General features: G+C 73.6%; 24 protein-coding genes. 9 read left to right on the forward strand and 15 right to left on the reverse strand.

Translation table 11 applies throughout. The annotated features are described in order from the left end of the window. Positions 1-2: 2 nt before the first annotated feature. Positions 3-677 (forward strand): HAD family hydrolase, encoded by a 675-nt coding sequence (locus BLQ67_RS08595; protein ID WP_092504228.1) that lies wholly within the window; start codon positions 3-5, stop codon positions 675-677. Between the two features lie 23 nt (positions 678-700). Here BLQ67_RS08595 and BLQ67_RS08600 read toward each other — a convergent pair whose 3' ends face one another. Beyond that, positions 701-1,213 carry a hypothetical protein gene (locus BLQ67_RS08600; protein WP_157674739.1) on the reverse strand — a complete coding sequence of 171 codons (513 nt, stop codon included), beginning with the start codon at positions 1,211-1,213 and terminating at the stop codon, positions 701-703. Positions 1,214-1,329: 116 nt separating this feature from the next. Here BLQ67_RS08600 and BLQ67_RS08605 point away from each other — a divergent pair, with 116 nt between their 5' ends. Continuing rightward, on the forward strand, positions 1,330-2,202 hold the full coding sequence (locus BLQ67_RS08605) for an SDR family oxidoreductase (RefSeq protein ID WP_092504232.1): 873 nt from the start codon (positions 1,330-1,332) through the stop codon (positions 2,200-2,202). 4 nt (positions 2,203-2,206) lie between these two features. Here BLQ67_RS08605 and BLQ67_RS08610 read toward each other — a convergent pair whose 3' ends face one another. From BLQ67_RS08610 to BLQ67_RS08620, 3 genes are read right to left on the reverse strand one after another with little or no spacing between them, the layout of a single operon-like run. Then, entirely contained in the window at positions 2,207-3,289 is a 1,083-nt protein-coding gene (locus BLQ67_RS08610; RefSeq protein ID WP_092504234.1) for an aromatic acid exporter family protein, read from the reverse strand. 5 nt (positions 3,290-3,294) lie between these two features. Beyond that, positions 3,295-5,166 (reverse strand): glycoside hydrolase family 15 protein, encoded by a 1,872-nt coding sequence (locus BLQ67_RS08615; protein WP_407922466.1) that lies wholly within the window; start codon positions 5,164-5,166, stop codon positions 3,295-3,297. Next, complete coding sequence (locus BLQ67_RS08620) at positions 5,163-6,056, reverse strand: SDR family oxidoreductase (protein WP_092504236.1); 894 nt, start codon at positions 6,054-6,056, stop codon at positions 5,163-5,165. Before BLQ67_RS08620 ends, BLQ67_RS08615 begins: the two co-directional genes overlap by 4 nt. A 161-nt stretch (positions 6,057-6,217) precedes the next feature. Between BLQ67_RS08620 and BLQ67_RS08625 the strand changes: the two genes are divergently transcribed. From BLQ67_RS08625 to BLQ67_RS08640, 4 genes are all read left to right on the forward strand, one after another. Next, the gene (locus BLQ67_RS08625) at positions 6,218-7,282 is read left to right on the forward strand and encodes an acyl-CoA/acyl-ACP dehydrogenase (protein ID WP_092504238.1); all 1,065 of its coding nucleotides are present in this window, start codon (positions 6,218-6,220) and stop codon (positions 7,280-7,282) included. Then, the gene (locus BLQ67_RS08630) at positions 7,282-8,598 is read left to right on the forward strand and encodes a bifunctional PIG-L family deacetylase/class I SAM-dependent methyltransferase (RefSeq protein WP_092504240.1); all 1,317 of its coding nucleotides are present in this window, start codon (positions 7,282-7,284) and stop codon (positions 8,596-8,598) included. The genes BLQ67_RS08625 and BLQ67_RS08630 overlap by 1 nt, the downstream gene beginning before the upstream one ends. Next, positions 8,595-9,302 (forward strand): glycosyltransferase, encoded by a 708-nt coding sequence (locus tag BLQ67_RS08635; protein WP_092504242.1) that lies wholly within the window; start codon positions 8,595-8,597, stop codon positions 9,300-9,302. The genes BLQ67_RS08630 and BLQ67_RS08635 overlap by 4 nt, the downstream gene beginning before the upstream one ends. 94 nt (positions 9,303-9,396) lie before the next feature. Then, on the forward strand, positions 9,397-9,753 hold the full coding sequence (locus tag BLQ67_RS08640) for a PRC-barrel domain-containing protein (protein WP_092504244.1): 357 nt from the start codon (positions 9,397-9,399) through the stop codon (positions 9,751-9,753). A 37-nt stretch (positions 9,754-9,790) separates the two neighbouring features. Here the strand turns inward: BLQ67_RS08640 and BLQ67_RS08645 are convergent, their stop codons facing one another. Continuing rightward, on the reverse strand, positions 9,791-10,003 hold the full coding sequence (locus BLQ67_RS08645; RefSeq protein WP_157674740.1) for a hypothetical protein: 213 nt from the start codon (positions 10,001-10,003) through the stop codon (positions 9,791-9,793). A 10-nt stretch (positions 10,004-10,013) separates the two neighbouring features. Further along, on the reverse strand, positions 10,014-10,361 hold the full coding sequence (locus BLQ67_RS08650; RefSeq protein ID WP_092504247.1) for a DUF7882 family protein: 348 nt from the start codon (positions 10,359-10,361) through the stop codon (positions 10,014-10,016). A 201-nt stretch (positions 10,362-10,562) separates the two neighbouring features. Here BLQ67_RS08650 and BLQ67_RS08655 point away from each other — a divergent pair, with 201 nt between their 5' ends. Continuing rightward, positions 10,563-11,519 carry a zinc-binding metallopeptidase family protein gene (locus BLQ67_RS08655; RefSeq protein ID WP_092504249.1) on the forward strand — a complete coding sequence of 319 codons (957 nt, stop codon included), beginning with the start codon at positions 10,563-10,565 and terminating at the stop codon, positions 11,517-11,519. A gap of 27 nt (positions 11,520-11,546) precedes the next feature. Here the strand turns inward: BLQ67_RS08655 and BLQ67_RS08660 are convergent, their stop codons facing one another. Genes BLQ67_RS08660 through BLQ67_RS08675 form a run of 4 tightly spaced genes read right to left on the reverse strand, consistent with a single transcriptional unit; the run spans position 11,547 to position 14,079 of the window. After that, complete coding sequence (locus tag BLQ67_RS08660) at positions 11,547-12,299, reverse strand: alpha/beta fold hydrolase (protein ID WP_092504251.1); 753 nt, start codon at positions 12,297-12,299, stop codon at positions 11,547-11,549. A 4-nt stretch (positions 12,300-12,303) separates the two neighbouring features. Continuing rightward, positions 12,304-13,104, reverse strand: coding sequence for an SDR family NAD(P)-dependent oxidoreductase (locus BLQ67_RS08665; protein WP_092504253.1), 801 nt, complete (start codon positions 13,102-13,104; stop codon positions 12,304-12,306). 43 nt (positions 13,105-13,147) lie between these two features. Then, the gene (locus BLQ67_RS08670) at positions 13,148-13,363 is read right to left on the reverse strand and encodes a hypervirulence associated TUDOR domain-containing protein (protein WP_092504255.1); all 216 of its coding nucleotides are present in this window, start codon (positions 13,361-13,363) and stop codon (positions 13,148-13,150) included. Further along, complete coding sequence (locus tag BLQ67_RS08675; RefSeq protein ID WP_092504257.1) at positions 13,360-14,079, reverse strand: hypothetical protein; 720 nt, start codon at positions 14,077-14,079, stop codon at positions 13,360-13,362. Before BLQ67_RS08675 ends, BLQ67_RS08670 begins: the two co-directional genes overlap by 4 nt. Positions 14,080-14,223: 144 nt before the next feature. On the opposite strand from BLQ67_RS08675, the gene BLQ67_RS08680 reads away from it, so the two are divergent. Next, entirely contained in the window at positions 14,224-14,700 is a 477-nt protein-coding gene (locus BLQ67_RS08680; protein ID WP_092504259.1) for a pyridoxamine 5'-phosphate oxidase family protein, read from the forward strand. Positions 14,701-14,826: 126 nt separating this feature from the next. Here the strand turns inward: BLQ67_RS08680 and BLQ67_RS08685 are convergent, their stop codons facing one another. Both BLQ67_RS08685 and BLQ67_RS08690 read right to left on the reverse strand, forming a co-directional pair. Next, on the reverse strand, positions 14,827-15,840 hold the full coding sequence (locus BLQ67_RS08685; RefSeq protein ID WP_092504261.1) for a cation diffusion facilitator family transporter: 1,014 nt from the start codon (positions 15,838-15,840) through the stop codon (positions 14,827-14,829). Continuing rightward, positions 15,837-16,304: a transporter substrate-binding domain-containing protein gene (locus tag BLQ67_RS08690; RefSeq protein ID WP_092504263.1), complete on the reverse strand. Its 468-nt coding sequence runs from the start codon at positions 16,302-16,304 to the stop codon at positions 15,837-15,839. Before BLQ67_RS08690 ends, BLQ67_RS08685 begins: the two co-directional genes overlap by 4 nt. 196 nt (positions 16,305-16,500) lie before the next feature. Between BLQ67_RS08690 and BLQ67_RS08695 the strand changes: the two genes are divergently transcribed. Further along, positions 16,501-17,637, forward strand: a complete 1,137-nt coding sequence (locus tag BLQ67_RS08695; protein ID WP_092504265.1) for a glutathione-independent formaldehyde dehydrogenase — start codon at positions 16,501-16,503, stop codon at positions 17,635-17,637. 53 nt (positions 17,638-17,690) lie between these two features. On the opposite strand, the gene BLQ67_RS08700 is transcribed toward BLQ67_RS08695, so the two are convergent. From BLQ67_RS08700 to BLQ67_RS08710, 3 genes are all read right to left on the reverse strand, one after another. Further along, a complete protein-coding gene (locus BLQ67_RS08700) occupies positions 17,691-17,879 on the reverse strand; it encodes a hypothetical protein (RefSeq protein ID WP_092504267.1) in 189 nt (62 codons plus the stop codon). A gap of 35 nt (positions 17,880-17,914) precedes the next feature. Next, positions 17,915-19,321: an ABC transporter substrate-binding protein gene (locus tag BLQ67_RS08705; protein ID WP_092504269.1), complete on the reverse strand. Its 1,407-nt coding sequence runs from the start codon at positions 19,319-19,321 to the stop codon at positions 17,915-17,917. Between the two features lie 215 nt (positions 19,322-19,536). Then, positions 19,537-20,430: an Lrp/AsnC family transcriptional regulator gene (locus BLQ67_RS08710; RefSeq protein ID WP_092504270.1), complete on the reverse strand. Its 894-nt coding sequence runs from the start codon at positions 20,428-20,430 to the stop codon at positions 19,537-19,539. Between the last annotated feature and the right edge of the window lie 187 nt (positions 20,431-20,617).

The following is a 20,617-nucleotide window of genomic DNA, read 5'->3' on the forward strand; positions in this document are numbered from 1 at the left end:
CGGTGGACGTTCCCGCTCGCCGGTTCGACGCCGTGCTGTTCGACTGCGACGGCGTGCTCGTCGACTCCGAGCCGGTCGTGAACGGCGTGCTCCGCGCGATGCTCGCAGAGCTCGGATGGGTGCTGACGCCGGAGGAGTCGATGCGGCGCTTCGTGGGTCGCGTGCTCGAGGACGAGCTGCCGGCGATCATGGCGCAGACCGGCGCGACGCTGGACGTGTCGTGGATCGACGAGTTCCGTGCGCGGCGCGACGTGGCGCTGCAGGCGAGCGGGGTCGAGCCGATCCCGGGGGCCATCGAGGCGCTCGACGCCGTCGTGGCCGCCTACCCGGGGGCCGTCGCGTGCGCCTCCGGCGCGGACCGACCGAAGATCGAGATGCAGCTGTCGATGCTGGGCATCCTCGACCGGTTCGGCGGCCACGTGCTGTCGGGGCAGGAGCAGGCGCGCAGCAAGCCGGCCCCCGACGTGTACCTGGCGGCGGCCGCCGAGCTCGGGGTCGACCCTCGCCGGTGCGCGGTCGTCGAGGACACGATCGCCGGCACGACCGCGGGCGTCGCCGCCGGCGCGACGGTCTTCGCGTACGCGCCCGACGGCGCGGACGTCGACGGGCTGCGTGCCGCGGGAGCATCCGCGACGTTCGCGTCGATGCGCGCGCTGCCCGCACTGCTCGGTATCTGACCGCGCGCTGCCCGGCTGGGCGCTCAGCGCTCGGGCCGCACCTCGTACCAGCCGAGCACGTCGACCTCGCGGTCGAGGTCGAGCGACCAGTCGAGGTAGCCCTGCAGGTCTTCGATCGTGGATGGTGCCGCGTCGTCGCGCCCCGTGCGATCGGCGAGCGTGACGAGCAGCGCGCGGGCGCCGTCGATGCGGACGTCGCGGGCGTCCGCCATCGCGCCGAGCGTGACCACGACGCCGGAGCCGTTGCCGTGCACAGTCGCGACGCCGATCATGAAGTGCATGCGGCTGCCGACGAACGGCGTCGCGTCCGGCGGGATCTCGACCGACGTCACGCCGTCGACGACGAGCACCGCCGAGCTCGCATCGGGGATGGCCGCCCACAGGTCGTCGAGCAGCACCGCGACGCGACCCTGCTGCGGCCACCGCTCGACCCGGCCCAGCTGCGCCTCCCACAGCACGTCCGCCAGCGGCGCAGGCAGCTCGTCGCCCACGACACCCGGCTGCGCGAGCAGCCGCAGCGCCTCATCGACCCGCACGGTCACCTCCTCGCCCCTGGCCGAGCCTAGGTCGCCCGGCCTCCCACGCGGCGCAAGGGGGTCCCGTCAGCGCCGCATCCCTGATCGTCTGGGCCACCCGACCCCGTCAGGAGGCGATGATCGTGACTGAGCAGCATCCGACCGACTTCCCCGTGCAGCAGCAGCCGAGCCAGCCGGGCCTCACGGCACCGATGGATCCGGCGCCCGACCACGGCGAGACGAGCTGGATCGGCCGTGGCCGGCTCGTGGGCCGCCGCGCGCTCATCACGGGCGGCGACTCCGGCATCGGCCGCGCCGTCGCGATCGCCTACGCGCGCGAAGGTGCCGACGTCGCGATCGTGCACCTGCCCGAGGAGGCGGAGGATGCGGCGGCGACGCTCGCCCAGATCGAGGACGCGGGGCAGACGGGCGTCGCGTTCGCGCTCGACCTCCGCGACGAGCAGGCGTGCATCGACGCCGTGGCGCAGACCGTCGATGCGCTCGGCGGGCTCGACGTGCTCGTGTCGAACGCGGGCCATCAGCGCGAGCGCGGCGGCATCGAGGGCGTGACGTGGGAGGGCGCGCAGCGCGTCTTCACCACGAACCTCACGGCGATGCTCGTGCTCGCCCGCGAGGCGGTGCCGCATCTGCCCAGCGGCGGCTCGATCATCGTGACGTCGTCGGTGCAGTCCGCAGACCCCTCGGCGGGGCTCATCGACTACGCGATGACGAAGTCGGCGCAGCGCGCGTTCGTCGAGGCGCTGGCCGAGGAGCTCGGGCCGCGCGGCATCCGCGTGAACGCCGTGGCGCCGGGCCCGATCTGGACGCCGCTCATCCCCGCGACCGGCTTCCCCGACGAGAAGATGGCCGAGTTCGGGCACGACACCCCGTTCGGTCGCGCTGGCCAGCCGTCGGAGCTCGCGGGCGCCTACGTCTACCTCGCGTCGGAGGAGGCGACGTACACGTCGGCCGCGGTCATCGGCGTCACGGGCGGTCGACCCGTGCCGTGATCCGTCAGGCGTCCTCCGCAGGGCGTCCGTGGATGCGCTGCTCGAGCGCCACGAGGTGGTGGGCGAGCGCGCCGGCAGCGGCGTCGGCCGCGGTCGACGGCGCATCCCAGGCGCGCAGCGCCTCGGCAGCACGCGCGCACGTGTCGACGATCGCGTCGGAGCCGCCGTGGTCGTCGACGGCGCGGGCGAGGTCGCGGAGCGCCTCCGCCAGGGATGCACGCGTCTCGGCGGGCAGGTCGTCGGGCACGGCGACGGTCGTGCGCTCGTCGGACACGACGGATGCGAGCGCCACGAGCTCGCGCACCGTCGCCCGCAGCTCACCCATGTGGACGGTGCTCATCGAGAGCGTATGCCTGCCGCCGATCGCACGCACGTTGGCGCGGCGCGTGCGCTGCGCATCCGTGAGTGCCGACTGCGCGTCGTCGACCGCGCGCTGCAGCCCGGCGGCGCGCTCCTCGAGCGACACGGCGGGCTGCTCGGCATCCTCGAGCTGGGCGGCCACGTCGTCGAGCAGCGACGCCGCGGCCGCGCGCAGCGTCGCGAGGCGACGCTCGAGGGGCAGGGTGCGCAGCGGCGGCAGGATCGCGAGGTGCACGACGGTGCCGATGACGAGTCCCATCGCGGTGAGCGCGACGTAGGCGGTGCCGAACATCTCGGGATCGCCGCCGCTCGACATGAGCACGAAGATCGCCGCGACGGGCACGTAGTCGCGGCCGGGGCCGATGGGCATGAGACCGGCGACGAGCACCGCGACCACGATGACGATCGGCACCGTGGCGAGCGCCGGCAGCGCCGAGAGGTAGGCGAGCACGGCGAGTCCGCCGCCGAGGCCGAGGCCGAGGAACGTGTAGAGGCTCGTGCGCAGCGAGTCGACGGCCGACGGCATCATCGCGACGACGGCGCCGAAGGGCGCGTAGTACGCGTAGTCGTCGAGGAAGCCGGGCAGCAGGCGCGCGGCGAGCCAGGCGATCATCGCGGCGAGGGCCGCCTTGCCGGCGAGCACGAGCCGGTCGGGCGTGACGGCGGCGGCGATGCCACGACCGGCCGCGCCCGGCGACGCGGCGACCCGGGCGGCGAGCGACGGCATGCGCGCTACGCCTCGGCGCCGTCGAGATCGCCGCGCTCGACGGACCGGATGGTGAGGGCCGCGTTCACGAGCGCGAGGTGGCTGAGCGCCTGCGGCAGGTTGCCGGCGAAGGCGCCCGTCGAGGGCTCGACCATCTCGGCCATGATGCCGACGTCGTTCGGCACGGTCGCGACGAGGTGGTCCATGCGCTCGCGCGCGACGTCGACCTGACCGCAGAGCGCGCGGGCGGCGACCATCCAGAACGAGCAGGCGACGAACGACTCCTCCTCCTGCTCGGCGCCCGACCAGCGCACGACGTGGCCATCGAAGGTCAGGTCGCGCTCGATGGCGTCGAGCGTCGACCGCATGCGCTCGCCGCGGTCGAAGCCGCTGATCGCGTGCAGCAGGATCGACGCGTCGAGCCGCTCGGATCCCGGGTACCAGACGTACGCGCCGTGCGTCTCCGACCAGCAGTGCTCGTCGACCCACTCGCGGATCGCGTTGGCCTCGAAGCGCCAGCGATCGGCGTCGCCCGGGATCTGCCCGACGTCCGCGAGGTGCGCCGCGTGCTGCAGCGCCTGCCAGCATCCGAGCTTCGACGACGTGTAGTGCTGCTCGTCGGGCAGCTCCCACATGCCCGCATCCTTCGACCGCCACCGGTCGGCGGCGAGGTCGGCGATCTCGGTCATGAGGCGGCCGGTGGGCGCATCGAGCACGTTGCCGGCGTCGACGTACAGCTGCACGATGCTGAAGAGGTCGCCGTAGACGCCGAGCTGCAGCTGCCCCGTGGCGCGATTGCCGGTCACGACGGGCTGCGCGCCGCGCCATCCGGGCACGTCGTGCTCGGTCACCTCCGAGCCCGGATCGCTGCCGTCGAGCGCGTGCAGCACCGACGTCGCGTCGGGCTGCGCTCGCAGCACGCGCAGCATGTGCGACATCGCCGCGTGCACCTCCTCGAGCACGCCGAGCTGCAGCAGCACCGACAGCGAGTACGCGGTGTCGCGCACCCACGAGAAGCGGTAGTCCCAGCCCTTCGGCTCGGTGCGGGACTCCGGCAGCGACGTGGTGGCGGCCGCCGCGATGCCGCCGGAGGGGGCGTGGATGAGCTGCTTCAGCACGAGCGCGCTGCGTGCGACCGCCGTGCTCCACGGGCCGTCGTAGTCGCACGAGCGTGTCCAGCGCACCCAGGTCTCGATCGTGCGGTCGACGCCCGCATCCATCGCCTCGGGCGACGGCAGCGGCAGGGGCTCCTCGTCGGTCGCGACGAGCCCGAGCAGGTGCCGCGACCCCTGGGAGGTCTCGTACCAGGCGACGACCCGGCGCTCCTCGACGTCGACGCCCGAGTCGTGCAGCGTGCGCGGCGCGAGCGTGAGCCCGTCGACGCGCAGCACCGTGCCGTGCACCGTGTCGCTCGCCCATGGGGATGCGGCGCCGAGCAGCGTGCCGGGCGCGATCTCGCCGCGCAGCCGCACGCGACCCGAGACGCCGTCGATGCGACGGGCGAGCTCGCACCACGGCAGCCGGCCGGCTTGGCCGGTGTTGAGCGAGTCCGTGACCTTCACGACGCCCGACGCGGTCGTGAACGTGGTCTCGAGCACGTTGCCGCCGTCGACGTAGCGGCGGCTCGAGGTGTGCTCCTCGACGGGAGCCAGGTGGATGGCGCCGCCGGTCGGCGCGTCGAGCAGCGCCGCGAACGGCGGCGGCGAGTCGAGCGACGGCAGCGGCAGCCAGTCGATGCTGCCGCCGCGCGACACGAGCGCGACCGTGCGACCGTCGCCGATCGTGGCGTAGGTGCGCAGGTCGGCGTAGCCGTCGGCGTCCCGGCCGTCCACCGGGGCGTCGACGGGCTCGCCGTCCTGCCAGCGCGGGCCGGAGCCCACCTGCCACGCGAAGGTCACGGCGTGGGCATCCCGCCGTTGACGTTGAGGGTCTCGCCGACGACGTAGCTCGACTCGGGCGAGGCGAGGAAGACGTACGCGGGCGCGAGCTCTGCAGGCTGGCCGGCGCGGCCGAGCGGCGTCTGCTCGCCGAAGTCCGGCAGCGCATCCGTCGGCTGGCCGCCCGCGGTCTGCAGCGGCGTCCAGATGGGTCCCGGGGCGACGACGTTCACGCGGATGCCCTTGGGCGCGAGCTGCTGCGCGAGCGCCTTGCACATCGCGTTCTGCGTCGCCTTCGTCGAGGCGTAGTCGACGAGGTGCGACGACGGCGAGTACGCCTGGATCGACGACGTCGCGATGATCGTCGAACCCGGCGGCATGTGCGGCACGGCGTCCTTCACCATCCAGAACAGCGGGTAGACGTTGGTCTTGAACGTCTCGTCGAACGACTCATCGGTGAGGTCGGCGATCTCGTTCACGTACTGCTGCCGGCCGGCGTTGGCGACGAGGATGTCGATGCCACCGAGCTGCGCGACGGTCTCGTCGATCGCGGTGCGGCTCGTCTCGCGGTCGGTGATGTCGCCGGGCAGCGCGACGGCCTTCCTGCCTGCCTCCTCGATGAGGGCGACGATGCGCTGCGCGTCGGACTCCTCCTCGGGCAGGTACGAGATGGCGACGTCGGCGCCCTCGCGCGCGAACGCGATGGCGGTCGCCGCGCCGATGCCGGAGTCGCCGCCCGTGACGAGCGCCTTGCGGCCCTCGAGGCGACCGGTGCCGCGGTAGGTCTGCTCGCCGAGGTCGGCGCGGTCGCGCATCTCGGAGTCGAGGCCGGAGCCGTCCTGCGAGATGGCCTTCGTGTCGATGTCGGCGTAGAGCGTGGTCGGGTCTGCGAACGTGTACTGGTCAGCCATGCACTCGACGCTAGGTACCTCGGCGGGTGCGGCGCGCGGCCTTGCGGATGCTGGGCGGATGGTGCGACGGTGCGCGTCGGTCGGTCGGGCCCCGCCTCCCACTCCGTGCAGCATCGCGCAAGGGGGCACGCGTCCGGCCGAGCCGTGGCTAGCGTCGCGACATGACCTCCGCCTCCGCACGCCCGCTCGCGGCGGGCGACGAGCCGGAGCCGACGGTGCTGCTCACGGGCGCGGAGGGGTCGTCCGTGGCGGTCGCCGCTCGGCTCGCTCGGCAGGCGGTGGCGCACGACGAGCGGATCGCGGGCGCGCTGGACGTCGCCCCGGAGGTCGCGGCGGCTCTGCCGCATCCGGGCGAGGGCGCCACCGCGACGCTGTGGTCGGCGCTCGCGTCGATCGCCTCGATCGACCTCGGGGTCGCGCGCACGATCGAGCCGCATCTCGACGCGCTCGCGATCCTGCACGAGGCCGGGATGGCCCCGCCGGCCGACGCCCGGTGGGGCGTGTTCGCGGCCGAGGGGCCGGGGCATCGGCTCTCGGCCGTGCGCTCGGGTGCCGACTGGTCGCTGTCGGGGTCGAAGCCCTGGTGCTCGCTCGCCGGCAGGCTCGATCGGGCGCTCGTGACGGCCGTCGCCGGCGCCGACCGCGGGCTGTTCTCGATCCCGCTGCGGCACGGCGGCGTCGCGGTCGAGCGTGCCGACGCGTGGGCATCGCACGGCCTCGCCGACGTGCCGAGCGTCCCCATCCGCCTCGAGCGGGTGCCCGGCATCGCGGTGGGTGCGCCCGGCTGGTACCTCGAGCGGCCGGGCTTCGCCTGGGGCGGCATCGGCGTCGCGGCGGTCTGGCTGGGCGGCGCGACGGGCATCGCTCGCACCATGCTCGCGGCGAGCCGGCGACGCGAGCCCGACCAGCTGGCGCTCGCGATGCTCGGCCGGGTGGACCGAGGGCTCGCAGCGGGGCGCGCCGCGCTCGCGGAGGCGGCGGCGCACGCGGACTCGGCGCGGCAGATGGTCGACCCCGCCGTGCTCGCGCTGCGCGTGCGCGGCATCGTCGCAGCCGTCGTCGACGACGTCGTGCGCTGCGCCGACCACGCGATGGGGCCGGCGCCGCTCGCGATGGACGTCGAGCACGCGCAGCGGGTCGACGACCTGCGCGTGTACGTGCGGCAGCACCATGCCGAGCGCGACGATGCCGCGCTGGGCCGCGCCCTGCTCGACGAGGCGCCCTGATGACCTTCCACCACGCCGAGGCGGGCACGCCCGTCGAGCGGTGGGCGGATGCCGTCGGCCCCGAGATCGACGTCGCGACGGCCGAGCGGGTCGTGGTGGTGGCCGCGCATCCCGACGACGAGTCGCTCGGCGCGGGCGGCCTGCTCGCGCGGTGCGCCGCAGCGGGCGTGCCGACGACCGTGCTGCTGGTCACCGACGGCGACGCTTCGCATCCGCGCTCGCCGACGCACTCGCGCGCGGCGCTCGGGGAGCGTCGGCGACGCGAGTCGGTGGTCGCGGCCGCGACGCTCGGGATCGACCACGAGCGGCTCGTGCATCTCGGCATCCCCGATGGCGAGGTCGCCGCGCATGAGGACGACGTCGTGACCGCGATCGTCGAGCTCGTGGGCGATGGCCGCGACGCGCTGCTCGTCGCGCCCCATCGCGGCGACGGCCACCCCGACCACGAGGCCGCCGGCCGTGCCGCCGCGATCGCAGCGGTGCGCACGGATGCGCGCCTGCTCGAGTACCCGATCTGGCTGCTCCACGCGAGCGAGCCATCCGCGCTCTCGGGCGTGCAGGTCGTGCACCTCGCGCTCGACGAGCACGAGCGGACGGCGAAGCGGCGGGCGATCGACGCCCACGCGAGCCAGGTGCATCCGCTGTCCGACGAGCCGGGCGACGAGGTGCTGCTCGGCGAGCACGTGCTCGAGCGCTTCCGCGACGGCGTCGAGCGCTACGTCATCGCACCGCGGATCGTCGACGATCGTCTCGATCGGCTGCACGCCGAGCGTGCGGAGCCGTGGGGCGCCGACGACCGCTGGTACGAGCGGCGCAAGCGCGCCCTGCTGCTCGCGATGCTGCCGCAGGAGCGGCTGGGCCGTGTGCTCGAGGTGGGGTGCTCGACGGGCGTCACGACCGCCGCGCTCGCCGAGCGGGCTGACGAGGTGGTCGCGATCGACGCGTCGGCGGCGGCGCTCGAGCGAGCCGCCGCACGCACGGCGGGGCTGCCGGTGCGCCTGCTGCACGGGCAGGCGCCCGACGCGTGGCCCGAGGGTCGCTTCGACCTCGTGGTGCTGTCGGAGGTGGGGTACTTCCTGTCGCCGGCGGCGCTCGACGCGCTCGTCGACCGCGTGCGCGACAGCCTCGCCGCCGACGGCGCCGTCGTGCTGTGCCACTGGCGGCACGCGGTGCGCGGCTGGCCCCTCGACGCCGACGCCGTGCATCGAGCCTTCGACGGTCCGGCGACCCCGCCACGCGCAGCGTCGTACGCCGACGCCGACGTGCGCATCGAGCTGCGCGCCTCCCGCGTGGCGATGCCCGAGGCGGACCGATGACGAGGATCCGCGAGGTGCGCATCGTCGTGCCGGCCCGTGACGAGGCGGAGCGCATCGATCGGTGCCTCGCGGCGATCGCGATCGCGCGAGCGACCGTCGAGGCGCTCGGCGTACGGACGCGCTGCGTCGTCGTGGCCGACGCGTGCCGCGACGACACCGCCGCCCTCGCCGCTGCGCACGAGCGCGTCGACGTCGTCGTGACGGATGCCGCACGCGTCGGCGTCGCGCGCCACGTCGGCGTCGACGCCGCGGGCGACGACGGCCACGGCACCGATCCCGCCGCGGTGTGGATCGCGTCGACCGACGCCGACAGCGTGGTGCCCGCAGACTGGCTCGCCGTGCACCTCGGGCACGCCGACCGCGGGGCCGACGTCGTGCTGGGCCTCGTGCACCTGCCGCCCGGCCACGAGAGCGCCGCAGCGCTCGCCCGCTGGCACGCGCGCTCGCAGCAGGGCGACCGCATCCACGGGGCGAACCTCGGCGTCCGCCTCGACGCCTACCGGGCCGTCGGCGGGTTCCCGCCGCTCGCGGCGCACGAGGACGTGTCGCTCGTCGCCGCGCTGGTGGATGCCCGCCGACGGGTCGTGCCGACCGCCCGGGCCTCGGTGCGCACCTCGGGCCGCGCCGAGGGCCGCGCGCCGAGCGGCTTCGCACGGCACCTGCGCACGATCGTGCTCGGCGACGTCGACGGCGCGCTGCCCTAGGTCCGACGCGCTCGCAGCGCAAGCCGCACCGCACGACCCCCTGCGCGTGGGACGGTGAGCCGAGCGCACGATCGTCGGCGCACGAGAGGACAGCATGTTCGAGGCTGCAAGCATCCGCGACTGGATCGGGTCGAACGTCGTCGATCCCTCCGGCGACACCATCGGTCCGCTCGAGAGCATCTACTTCGACACCGCGACCGAGACCCCGGCGTTCGCTGCGGTGCGCACCGGCATCCTCGGCCGCTACCGGCTGCGCTTCGTGCCGCTCGACGGCGCGACCGTCACGCCGAAGCACCTCAACGTCGTGCACGACAAGAAGCTCGTGAAGGACGCGCCATCGATCGACACCGACGGCGAGCTCGAGGCAGCGCTCGAGCCCGAGGTCTACGCGCACTACGGCCTGCCGTACGTCACCGGCAGCGGCGGCGAGCGCCGCCTCGGTCGCCGCTGAGCGGATCGACCGCGCGCGCCGCGCGCGGTCACGGGCCTCAGCGCCGCGCCGGCTCCTCCGCACGCGCGACCTCGTCCGCGTGCACGCCCATCGATCGGTGGCACGCGTCGAAGCGCACGACGTAGCCGCCCTCGTCGTCGAGCGCCTCGATCCGTCCGGGCTCGCCCGCCTGGATGAAGGGGCGCACGATGCCGCCGAGGTCGATCGTGCTGCGCACCCGTGCGCCGATGCTCAGGTCGTGCGTCGCCATGTCGTGCACCTCAGCTCGATGCGTCCGCGTCGTCCGCGGTGGCGTGGTCCGCCGCCTGCATCGCCTCGTCCTCGGTCATGAGCATGACGCCCTGCGCGGAGTTCGCCTGCTCCATGATCGCCTCGATCCAGATGCGGTTGAGGCGGTGCCGCTCGGCGTGCCGGTACGCGAACTCGAGCGGCACGGCCTCGTGCAGCGAGAGGTGCACGCGTCCGCTGCCCTCGTGCGCCTCGATCGCCCACCCCAGGGTGAGGTATTCCCGGCGGCGCAGCTTCGTCACGATCACGGCCTCGAGATGCGCCAACGTGCGGTCGTCGATCTCGTAGGCGGTCGACCCGCCATACGTCAGCGTTCCCATTCGTTCGAGCGTACGGCACCGAATCATCGGGCCCGACGTGGCGGTCGAGGTGGTAGAGGTCGCTGAATCATCTTCACGGCGCCGCATCGCAGTCGGAGCGGTCGCTGTCAACCGTCGCCGTCGTCGCTCGCCGCTGCCTAGCCTCGCAGTGGCCACGCGCCGCCGCCCGGCGCGCGCAGCCGCGAGACAGGAGTCATCCCGATGCGTCGCCTCACCTGCCCGGCCTGCGCCAACGAGGTCTTCTTCGACTCCATCCGCTGCGAGCGCTGTCGCACGACGCTGCTCTACGACCTGCAGGGCGACGCCATGCTCGCGCCCGCGCAGTCCGGAGACGCCTGGCCCGGTCGATGCGCGAACGCCGACCTCGTGCGGTGCAACTGGGCTGCCGAGCCCGATGCGCTCTGCGAGTCCTGCGCACGCACGCGCACTCGACCGGATGACGACGACGAGGAGGGGCTGCGACTGTGGCCGCTGGCCGAGGAGGCGAAGCGCCACCTGCTCCGCGACCTCCACCGCCTCGGCTTCCCCGTCGACGGGGACGACGGCCAGCCGTTGCGCTTCGACCTGCTGTCGAGCGTGCGCGCCGACGTCACGATCGGCCACGCCGACGGGATCGTCACGATCGACCTCGCGGAGGGCGACGACAGCCACCGCGAGCGCGTGCGACGACAGCTCGCCGAGCCGTACCGCACCATGCTCGGGCACTTCCGGCACGAGAGCGGGCACTACGTCGAGTGGCGGCTCGTCGAGGGCACCGACCGGATCGACGAGGCCAGGGCGCTCTTCGGCGACGAGCGCGCGGACTATCAGGGCGAGATCGATCGCCACTACCGCGAGGGCCCGCCCGCCGGGTGGCAGGACCGGTTCCTCAGCGCGTACGCCACGATGCACCCGTACGAGGACTTCGCGGAGTCGTTCGCGCATCTGCTCCACATCCACGACTCGTTGGAGACCGCGGATGCGTTCGGGCTCGCACCGTTGCCGATGCATGCGTCGGCGAAGGAGCTGATCGTCGAGACCTGGCTGCCCTTTGCCACGGCCATGAACGTCGTGAATCGGTCGCTCGGCCGTCGCGATCTCTACCCGTTCGTGCTGCCCGGCCCCGTCATCGAGAAGATCGCGTTCGTCGACTCGCTCCGCACGCCTCCGCGCGACTGAGCGCCGCGTGAGGCGTCCACGACCGACTCACGCGTGCTGCTGCCAGAGCTCGTCGACCGCCGCGGCGACCTCGGCGGGTCGCTCGAGCGGGATGAGGTGCCCCGCTCCCGCCAGCGCGACGTGCCGGGCGCGCGGATGCGTCGCGGCCGCCAGGGTCGGCTGCGCCGCGCTGCCGAGGTCGTCGTCGGCGTCGCCCGCGACGATGACCGCCGGCACGTCGAGCGCACCGACCTCCTCGTGCCAGTCCTCGCGGCTGCCCGACTCGAGCCACGCGATCCACGCGGCCGCATCCCCGGATCGCACGGTGCGCACCGCACGCGCGTCGAGGTTCGCAGGCAGCGGCGAGCCGACGTTCGCGTCGACGAACGCGCGCGCCGCGTCCGCGTCGATCGCGCCCGTGCGCGCCCAATCGAGCATCTCGGTGCGCTTCGCCGCCGGCATGGGCTCCCGAGTCACGGGCGACGGGGCCAGCAGCGCCATGCCGGCGGGCATCGGTGCTCCCGCGTCGCGCAGCAGCGCGGCGACGATCGACGCGATCCGCCCACCCATGCTGTGGCCGACGAGCATCCACGGCTCGTCGCCCGCAGCAAGGGTGATCTCGCGGGCGACGTCGTGCGCGACGGCATCGACGCTCGTCCACGGCGCATCGCGCCGCGCTCCGAAGCCGGGCAGGTCGACGCCGTGCACGTCGAAGCGCGTGGCGACGCGCGCGAGCATCGGCGCGAACGACGCGGCGTCGAGCCCGAGGCCGTGGATCGTGACGAGCGTCGGCAGCGCCATCGCGTCAGATGGTCGCGACGGAGCCCGCGTCGACACGATAGTTCGACCCGTTCACGAACGAGGCGAGGTCGGAGCAGAGGAAGGCGATGACGGCCGCGACCTCCTCGGGCTCGCCTCGGCGGCCGAGCTCCATGTACGGCCGCTCCTCGTCGAGGAACGACTCGATGGCCTCGTCGCGGTCGGTGCCGCGCTCGTCGGCCCGCTTGTCCATCATCGCGTCGGTCATGGGCGTGTGGATGAACGCGGGCGAGACGGCGTTCACGAGCAGCCCCTCCTTCGCGTAGCTGCGCGACAGACCCTTCGACAGCGCGAGGATGCCGGCCTTCGCGGCGCAGTACGGCAGCTCGTCGTCGTACGGCTGCACCGCGTCCTCCGACGCGAGCAGCACGAGCCGACCCCAGCCGCCGCTGCGCAGGTCGGGGAGGAACTCGCGAACGAGCCGCACGGGGCCGAGCAGGTCGATCTCGACCGTGTCGACCCAGCCGGCGTCGTCGATCTCGTGGAAGAGGCCCTGCGCACCCGTCACGCCCGCGGACTGCACGAGGATGTCGATCTCGCCGACGGACTCGGCGACGCGCGCGTGCAGCGCGGCGAGCGACTCGACGCTCGTCACGTCGGCAGGGAAGGCGAAGAGCCTGTCCGCGTCGGCCTCGAGCCGATCGGCCGCCTCGCGCAGGCTGTCGGCGTCCTTGTCGCTGAGGACGACCGTCGCGCCCTCCTCCAGCAGCACCCGCGCGGTGTGCCAGCCGATGCCCGAGTCTCCGCCCGTGACGAGCGCGACCTTGCCTGCGATGCCCAGATCCATGCGTCTTCCTCCGTGTCGTGTCGTGTCGTGCGTGGTGACCGCGTCAGTCCTGCAGCCGCCGCAGCGCCGAGCCCTTGTGCGCGGCGGTCGCGCCGGTCTTCTCGGACTCGACGATGTACGCGGGCTCGTCATCGGATGCGGTGAAGCGCTGGCCGTCGTGCTGGAAGTCCTTCGTGCGCCGCTCGAGCACCTTCCCCTGCGTGCGACCCTGCGACGTCGTCCAGCTCACGCGGTCGCCCTTCGACAGGTCCTTCGTCATGGACGCTCCTCCTCCTTCACGTCGTCGGGGATGTGCTGCACGTGGGTGAGCACCCGATCCCACTCGCCGACGAGCGCGCCCGTGGCCCACTCGACGTCCGTCGTGCTCGCGTCCGCCGGCCGCTCGGGATCGATGACGAGCACGGCACCCGCGACGGGCACCCTCGCCCACCGCTGAGCGATCGACTCGGCGCCGTCGCTCGACAGCTCCGCCATGTCCTCGTCGGGCTCGAGGCCCCGCGCGAGGCGGTCGCCGAGCGTGCCGACAGACGGGCCGTCGCCGGTGTCGGGCAGCGGCTCGTCGTGCGTGCCCTCCTCGCCGAGGTCGGGCGCGATGAGCGCCACGTTGGCGAACAGCTCCGAGTGGTCGAGCACGAGCGCCGCCGCGAGCAGCGCGCCGCTGCCCCAGCCGACGACGCCGATGCGCTGCAGATCCTGCGCGCCCGTGCGCGCACCCGTCTGCCGCGCCTCGCGCACGTACTCGGCGATCGCAGCCGCATGCTGCTGCGGCGTCACGACGACCTCCGCATCCTGCACCACCGGATCCGCGACGAGCAGATGCACGGGATGCCGCACGGTCACCGAGGGGTCGGGATCGACGAACCCCGTGACCTCACGCGGGTTGCAGAGGATCACGAGGTCCTCGGCGAACGGCGTGCCCGCGTTCGAGAGCGCGAGCACGGTGCCGGAGGGCAGGGTCACGTGGAGGTCGGCCATGCCTCCACGATGTCGGCCGCCCGCATCCGGCGCAGGGCCTTGCGGATGCGCGCGCAGGGGAGCACGCGCGCTCGCGATCCGCAACGGGGCGCGCGGTCGGGGTGGTGCTCGCGAGCCTGGGACGACCGATGAGAGGAGCCGACGATGGCGAAGACCGAGCTCGAGCAGGTGCAGGCGATGCTGGAGGGATTCCGGTTCGCGATGCTCACGACGCGCGACGAGCAGGGGATGCTGCAGGCGCATCCGCTGACGGTGCAGGAGCGGGAGTTCGACGGCGACCTGTGGTTCATCGTGGGCGGCGACGCGCCGCTCGTGCAGCACGTGGGCGTCGACCCGGCGGTGGGCGTCTCGTTCAGCGGGGACTCGTCGTGGCTGTCGATCTCGGGCACGGCGGCGGTCGTCGACGACCCGGCGCTGCTCGAGTCGCTGTGGAACCCGGTGGTCGACGCGTGGTTCCCCGAGGGCCCGCGGGAGTCGAAGGCGACGCTGCTCAAGGTCGACTCCGCCAGCGCCCAGTACTGGGACAGCCCCGGCCGGCTCGCGACGCTCGTGAGCCTCGTCACCTCGAGGGTGACGGGCGAGCCGAAGGGCGGCGAGAGCGGCACGGTGCAGCTCGACTGAGCCGCGCACACGTGCCGGGACGCGGCGCTACGACGCGTCGGGCGTCGATCCGTCGTCGTCTGGCTCGTCGCCGCTCCGCACGAGCCCCAGCACGAGGAATGCGCGCCGGCTGCTGCCGACGCGGCCTCAGTCGCGTTCGACTCCACCGATCGCAGCCGCTCGACGACGGCCGCCCGTGACGTCCTCGGGCACCTCGGCGACCGGCACGATCACGACGTCCTGCAGCTTCCAGTCGAGCGAGCGGGCTGCGCGCGCGGCGTGGTCGAGCCGACGTTGCGACACGCGACCCCGGCGCGCGACGAGGAAGACCTCCGCGTGCAGCACATGCCCTTGGTCGCGCACGCGGCAGCCCGCATCCGACACCCACGCGAGCCTGCGCATCCGCTGCGTCAGCCGCTCCTCGAGCGGATGCGGGCGGTCGTGGTCGACGGTCGTCGCGCGATGGTCGATGAGGTCGAGCACGGCGATGCGCAGGTTGCGCAGCCCGTCGCGCAGGATGCCGACGGCGATGAAGAGCGCGGCCGCCGAGTCGAGCCACCAGATGCCGAGCCCGATGCCGGTGACGCCGACGATCGACCCGACCGCGGTCGTCCAGTCGGCCTTGTTCATGTCGGCGTCGGCGTAGAGCAGCTTGTCGTGCAGCCGCTCGGCGAGCCGGATCTTGATGCGGCCGATGACGATGGGCGGCACGATCGTGAGCGCCATGACGCCGATCATGAGCCAGCCGAGCCACACGACGTGTCCGAGCACGACCACGGTGCCGACCGTCGGGTGCTCGGCGGCGACGAGCGTCGAGATGGACTCCACGATGAGGAACGTGCCCATGCCCGTGAGCGCGACCGCCGACACGAGGTGGCCGATGCCCACGGTGCGGTGCAGGCCGTACGGGAACCGCTCGCTCGGCGCCGTGCGGATGATGCGCACGGCGACGAGGAACGCGATCGGCGGGATGAACGACAGCAGGTCCTCGAAGAACGCCGCGCGCATCGCCTGCGAGCTGCCGACCGTGAGGTACACGAGCGTCACGGTCACCGCGAGGAACGCGAGGGTGACCCATTCGAGGCGCACGGCGCGACGCAGCAGGTCGCGCTCGCGCTCCGGCAGCTCGGTCGCGCCGAACGACGCCGTGCGCGTCGTCACCGCAGCTCCTCGGTGAGGAAGGTCTCGAGCGCCACGAGGAAGGCGTTCTCGCCCAGCGGCGTCGCCATGACGTGGTTCGTGGAGGCGCCGGTCTCGTCGGTCGTCGTGAGGTACGTGCGGGTGATCGCCGCATGGGTCGTCCACGGCGTCGCGTCGCTGAGCCCGCCGATCACGAGGTCGAGGTCGCCGGCCTCGAGCGCCTCCATGAGGTGCTCCTCGCCGCCCTCGGTCCATTCGACCTGCGCGTCGAGCGAGTCGGCGAACCCCTCGACGAGCTCGGCCTCACGGCCGACGCCCTGGCCGTCGACGACCTCGGCCCATCCCTCGTGCGGCGAGACGCCCACGTGCAGCGTGCCGCCGCGCACGTCGTCGAGCGTGCCGTCGGGATCGACGGGGATCTGCAGCCCGCACCCGGCGAGCAGCAGCACGGGCGCCGCGAGCACGGCGGCGACGAGTCGGCGCATTGGGCGAGCGTAGGCCGGTGTCCGTCGCCGGCGTCGGGGGTTGCGCGCTCCTGGTCGAAGTGCGTCGGCACGCGTCGGCGCCGGCGGCCTTGCGTGGGTGCGCGGTACGGGGTCCGTGGGCCGCGCGCAAGGCCGTCGTGCGACGCGTCGACCGCTGCGACCGTGGGACGACCACCACGACGAAGAGGAGGACGCCATGCGAGCCATCGTCTATCGAGGCCCGAAGGAGGTCGCGCTCGAGGAGGTTCCCGACGCGACGATCGAGGCTCCCACCGATGCGGTCGTGCGCATCACCACCACGAACATCTGCGGCTCCGACCTGCACATGTACGAGGGGCGTACCGCGGTCGAGGCGGGGACCGTGCTGGGGCACGAGAACATGGGCATCGTCGAGGAGGTCGGCCCCGGCGTCGAGCGCATCCGCGTCGGCGACCGCGTCGCCGTGCCGTTCAACGTCGCCTGCGGCTCGTGCCGGTCGTGCCTCACAGGCTGGACGTCGTTCTGCGAGCGCACGAACCCGAACGAGGGCATGCAGGGCGCCGCGTACGGCTACGCGAACATGGGCCCGTATCGCGGCGGTCAGGCCGAGCGCCTGCGCGTGCCGTACGCCGACTTCAACCTCCTGCGGCTGCCGGAGGGCGACGAGCACGAGCTCGACTTCGCCATGCTCTCCGACATCTTCCCCACCGGCTGGCACGGCGTCGCGATGTCGGGACTCGCGCCCGGCGATCGCGTCACCATCATGGGCGCGGGACCCGTGGGCCTCATGGCCGCGCACAGCGCGCGCATCATGGGTGCGCGCGAGGTGTTCGTCGTCGACCGCCGCCCCGACCGTCTCGCGCTCGCCGAGCGCGCGGACGCCATCCCGATCGACGACTCGAAGGGCGACCCCGTCGAGCAGATCCTCGAGGCGACCGGCGGTGCCGGCACGGAGCGCGGCGTCGAAGCCGTCGGCTGGCAGGCGCACGACCCGCAGGGCGACGAGCACCCGGAGGCGACGCTCGACGCGCTCGTGCAGGCCGTGCAGGTGCACGGCGGCATCGGCGTCGTCGGCGTCTTCGTGCCCGAGGATCCGGGTGCTCCTGACGAGCGTGCCGCCGAGGGGCGGATCGGCTGGGACTTCGGCACCTTCTTCACGAAGGGCCAGCAGCTCGGCACCGGACAGGCGCCCGTGAAGCGCTACGACCGCCAGCTGCGCGACCTCATCGTCGCCGGCCGTGCGACGCCGTCGTGGATCGTGTCGCACGAGGTCGGCCTCGACGACGCGGTGGATGCGTACGAGCGCTTCGACCGCCGCGAGGATGGCTGGACGAAGGTGCTGCTGCACCCCTGAGCAGCCGACGAGGGCCCGTGGTGCGACCACGGGCCCTCGTCATGCGCGCAGCGTCACGACGCGTCGGGCGTCGACTCCTCGTCGTCGGGCTCGTCGCCGCTGCGCACGAGCCCCAGCACGAGGAACGTGAAGGCCATCGGTGCGAACGCCATCCAGACGGGCTGCTCGGCGATGAAGAACAGCAGCGCGGCACCACCGAACACGATCGCGAGCGGCAGGAACGCGGCGCGGGATCCGGTCATGGCACCAGGCTAGGCAGCGAGCCTGGACACCCGCGCTACTCGAGCTGCTGCTCGAGGCGCGTCTGCAGGTCGGCGAGCAAGGCCGCCACGTCGGCCTCGCCCGGCTCCGCCGACGCGAGCGTCGCGAGCGTCTCGTCGAGCGCATCCGTCGCCTCGGCCGGGCCGAGCACCGTCGCCATGTCTGCGCCGCCCGCGACCGCCGCGACGACCGCCGCGCGCTCGGGATGCTGCTCGGCGAACGTCGCACCGGCGGTCGTCGTGACCGGCACCGTGCCCGTCGCATCCGCGAGCTCGACCTGCTGGCCGGCCTGCGTGAGGAAGGCGATGAGATCGCGCGCCTCGTCGCCCGTGCGCGTGTCTGCAGGGATCGCCCAGCACGACGACGAGGCGAACGCCGCGGCGTTCGCGGGGCCGGCGGGCAGCGGCACGAGGCGCACGCCGTCGAGCAGCGCCGCCGCGTCGGGAGCGGAGTCGGTGGATGCGGATGCGTCGGGCGACGCCGACGGGTCGGCGCTCTCGTCGACGCCCTCCGACTCGGGCGCGTCCGACGCGTCGAGCGTCTCCGTCGGCTCGATGCGCTCGGGCTCGTCGGAGGAGGTCGGGTCGGGCGTCTCGCTCGGGGCCGGCGCCGCGGCCTCGGCCGCGAGCAGGTCGCCCAGGTCGACGTACGCCATCGCCGCCTCGCCCGTCGCGAACGCCGCCGCCGCCGACGAGGCGCCGAGGTCCGACGGCCAGGCGAGCGCGCCCGCGTCGTGCATCCGCACCGCGAGGTCGAGCGCGGAGGCGTTCTCGGGGGAGTCGGCGACGGCGCCCGACTCGTCGACCAGCGCCCCGCCCGCCTGCGCCAGCAGTGCGCCGAGGTGCTCGGCGTCGGGGTCGATCGCGAGGCCCGCGGCGTCGTCGGTCGTGAGCGCGCCGGCGATCGTCTCGAGCTGCTCCCACGTGGTCGGCACGTCGGCGTCGGTGAGGCCCGCATCCGCCCACGCCTGCTCCGAGATCGCGAGCGTCGTCGCATCCGCCGACCGCGGCACGCACTGCAGCTCGCTGCCATCGGACACCACGTCGAGCAGCGACGGCACGATGTCGCCCGCGTCGGCGAAGCGGCCGTACGGCTCGAGGTAGCCCTCGTAGCGCTCGAGGCTCGTCGTGGGCAGCGCGAACACGTCGGGCGGGTTCGCGTTCGCGAACGACTCCGCGAGCTGCTGCTCGAGGTCCGACGCGAGCACGATGCGCACGTCGGAGCCCGACGTCTCGCTCCACGCATCCACCTGGGTCTGCAGCACGTCGACCTCGGCGGGCGTGCCGTCGACGAGCATGCGCAGCGACGGGCCGGATGCGGGCTCCGACGACGTCGGGTCGGGCGACGGGCCGCCCTGGCACGCGGCGAGCGTCAGGGCCGCGAGGGCGGCGACGCTCACGGTCGCGATGCGGGGGATCGGCACGCCCCTACGATCCCGTGCCGGGTGCGTGCGGGGCAACTTGGGTTCCCTGCCGCTGGTCGAGGAGGCCGCAGCCGAAGGCTGCAGCCGTCACGAGACCACGCGACGTGCCCGCTCGACGCGACCGTGCGCGTGGCTCGGCACGAGCGGCGGTCGCGTGGTCTCGTGACGCGGGCTCGCCCAGGGGCTCGCGCGCTCCTCGACCAGCTGGTGAGGGGTCACCCCACCGCCGGGCGCAGCGTCCTCGCGTAGTCCTCCTTCACGACCGCGAGGTGCAGCCACGCCTCGAGGCGCGCGACGCCCGGCAGGCCGCGCAGGCGGTCGAGGCTCGCGTACAGCGCGCCCGCCGACGGCTCGACGAGCGTCGCGACCGCGTCGAAGCGGCCGATGGTGCGTGCGGCGAAGTCGACGCCGCGCCATTCGCGCAGCGCCGCCAGCACGGCGTCGTCGTCGCCCGTGAGGTGCAGGCCGACGCCCATCGACAGCTGCCGATGCGTGAGGCCGCGTGCCTCGACGGCGCTGATCGTGATGACGCCGGCGGCGACGAGCCGTTGCACGCGCGTCGTCACGGCCGACGGCGACAGCCGCACGGCCTCGGCGAGCGCGCGGTACCGCATCCGCCCGTCGCGCTGCAGCAGCTCGATGAGCGCGGTGTCGACGTCGTCGATCACGAGGTCGCCGCGGTAGTCCGACACGAAGAAGCCCTTCGCGACGGCCGTGTAGACGAGCGTCGAGATGTCGGCGACGCCCGCGACGGCGCGCAGGTCGGCGAGCAGGTCGTGCAGCTGCGGCATGGATCCGACGCGCACCTCGGTCACGAGGTCGTACGTGCCGCCGACGGCCGAGACGAGCACGGTCTCGGCGAGGCCGCGCAGGTGCTGGGCGACGGGCTCGACGGGGCCGTCGACCCGAACGGACACGTGGGCGAGCACGTGCTGGCCGAGGAAGGCGGGGTCGACGGCGGCGACGACGCGCACGGCGCCCGAGTCGAGCATGCGCGCGAGGCGGGATGCGACGCTCGCGCGCGGCTGGCCCAGGCGCTGGGCGAGCTGCTGCACGCTCGCGCGGCCGTCCTCCTGCAGGGCCCGTACGAGCTCGACGTCGACGTCCACGGGCACCTCCGCGAGAAACCGGACAACGCGCGACAGCGCGTGCAGGACTCCAGCATACGAACCCAAGGAGGGTCCGCAAGGGCGACTCCTGCACCAAGAAGCGTCCAGAACGCCAGCGCGAGACGCGATGCACCAGAGTTCTGCGCTGGACCAGCACCCCAGACGCGCGTACGCTCCCCGGCATCCG

It is taken from the genome of Agrococcus jejuensis (genome assembly GCF_900099705.1).
Taxonomy (GTDB): Bacteria; Actinomycetota; Actinomycetes; order Actinomycetales; family Microbacteriaceae; genus Agrococcus; species Agrococcus jejuensis.

Coding starts and splice junctions, on each gene's coding strand:
- BLQ67_RS08680 (WP_092504259.1), top strand. CDS start 14,224: ATGGCGAAGACCGAGCTCGAGCAGGTGCAGGCGATGCTGGAGGGATTC.
- BLQ67_RS08670 (WP_092504255.1), bottom strand. CDS start 13,363: ATGACGAAGGACCTGTCGAAGGGCGACCGCGTGAGCTGGACGACGTCG.
- BLQ67_RS08695 (WP_092504265.1), top strand. CDS start 16,501: ATGCGAGCCATCGTCTATCGAGGCCCGAAGGAGGTCGCGCTCGAGGAG.
- BLQ67_RS08675 (WP_092504257.1), bottom strand. CDS start 14,079: ATGGCCGACCTCCACGTGACCCTGCCCTCCGGCACCGTGCTCGCGCTC.
- BLQ67_RS08630 (WP_092504240.1), top strand. CDS start 7,282: ATGACCTTCCACCACGCCGAGGCGGGCACGCCCGTCGAGCGGTGGGCG.
- BLQ67_RS08700 (WP_092504267.1), bottom strand. CDS start 17,879: ATGACCGGATCCCGCGCCGCGTTCCTGCCGCTCGCGATCGTGTTCGGT.
- BLQ67_RS08660 (WP_092504251.1), bottom strand. CDS start 12,299: ATGGCGCTGCCGACGCTCGTCACGATCCACGGCCTCGGGCTCGACGCC.
- BLQ67_RS08690 (WP_092504263.1), bottom strand. CDS start 16,304: ATGCGCCGACTCGTCGCCGCCGTGCTCGCGGCGCCCGTGCTGCTGCTC.
- BLQ67_RS08625 (WP_092504238.1), top strand. CDS start 6,218: ATGACCTCCGCCTCCGCACGCCCGCTCGCGGCGGGCGACGAGCCGGAG.
- BLQ67_RS08610 (WP_092504234.1), bottom strand. CDS start 3,289: ATGCCGTCGCTCGCCGCCCGGGTCGCCGCGTCGCCGGGCGCGGCCGGT.
- BLQ67_RS08650 (WP_092504247.1), bottom strand. CDS start 10,361: ATGGGAACGCTGACGTATGGCGGGTCGACCGCCTACGAGATCGACGAC.
- BLQ67_RS08645 (WP_157674740.1), bottom strand. CDS start 10,003: ATGGCGACGCACGACCTGAGCATCGGCGCACGGGTGCGCAGCACGATC.
- BLQ67_RS08665 (WP_092504253.1), bottom strand. CDS start 13,104: ATGGATCTGGGCATCGCAGGCAAGGTCGCGCTCGTCACGGGCGGAGAC.
- BLQ67_RS08635 (WP_092504242.1), top strand. CDS start 8,595: ATGACGAGGATCCGCGAGGTGCGCATCGTCGTGCCGGCCCGTGACGAG.
- BLQ67_RS08605 (WP_092504232.1), top strand. CDS start 1,330: ATGATCGTGACTGAGCAGCATCCGACCGACTTCCCCGTGCAGCAGCAG.
- BLQ67_RS08640 (WP_092504244.1), top strand. CDS start 9,397: ATGTTCGAGGCTGCAAGCATCCGCGACTGGATCGGGTCGAACGTCGTC.
- BLQ67_RS08620 (WP_092504236.1), bottom strand. CDS start 6,056: ATGGCTGACCAGTACACGTTCGCAGACCCGACCACGCTCTACGCCGAC.
- BLQ67_RS08655 (WP_092504249.1), top strand. CDS start 10,563: ATGCGTCGCCTCACCTGCCCGGCCTGCGCCAACGAGGTCTTCTTCGAC.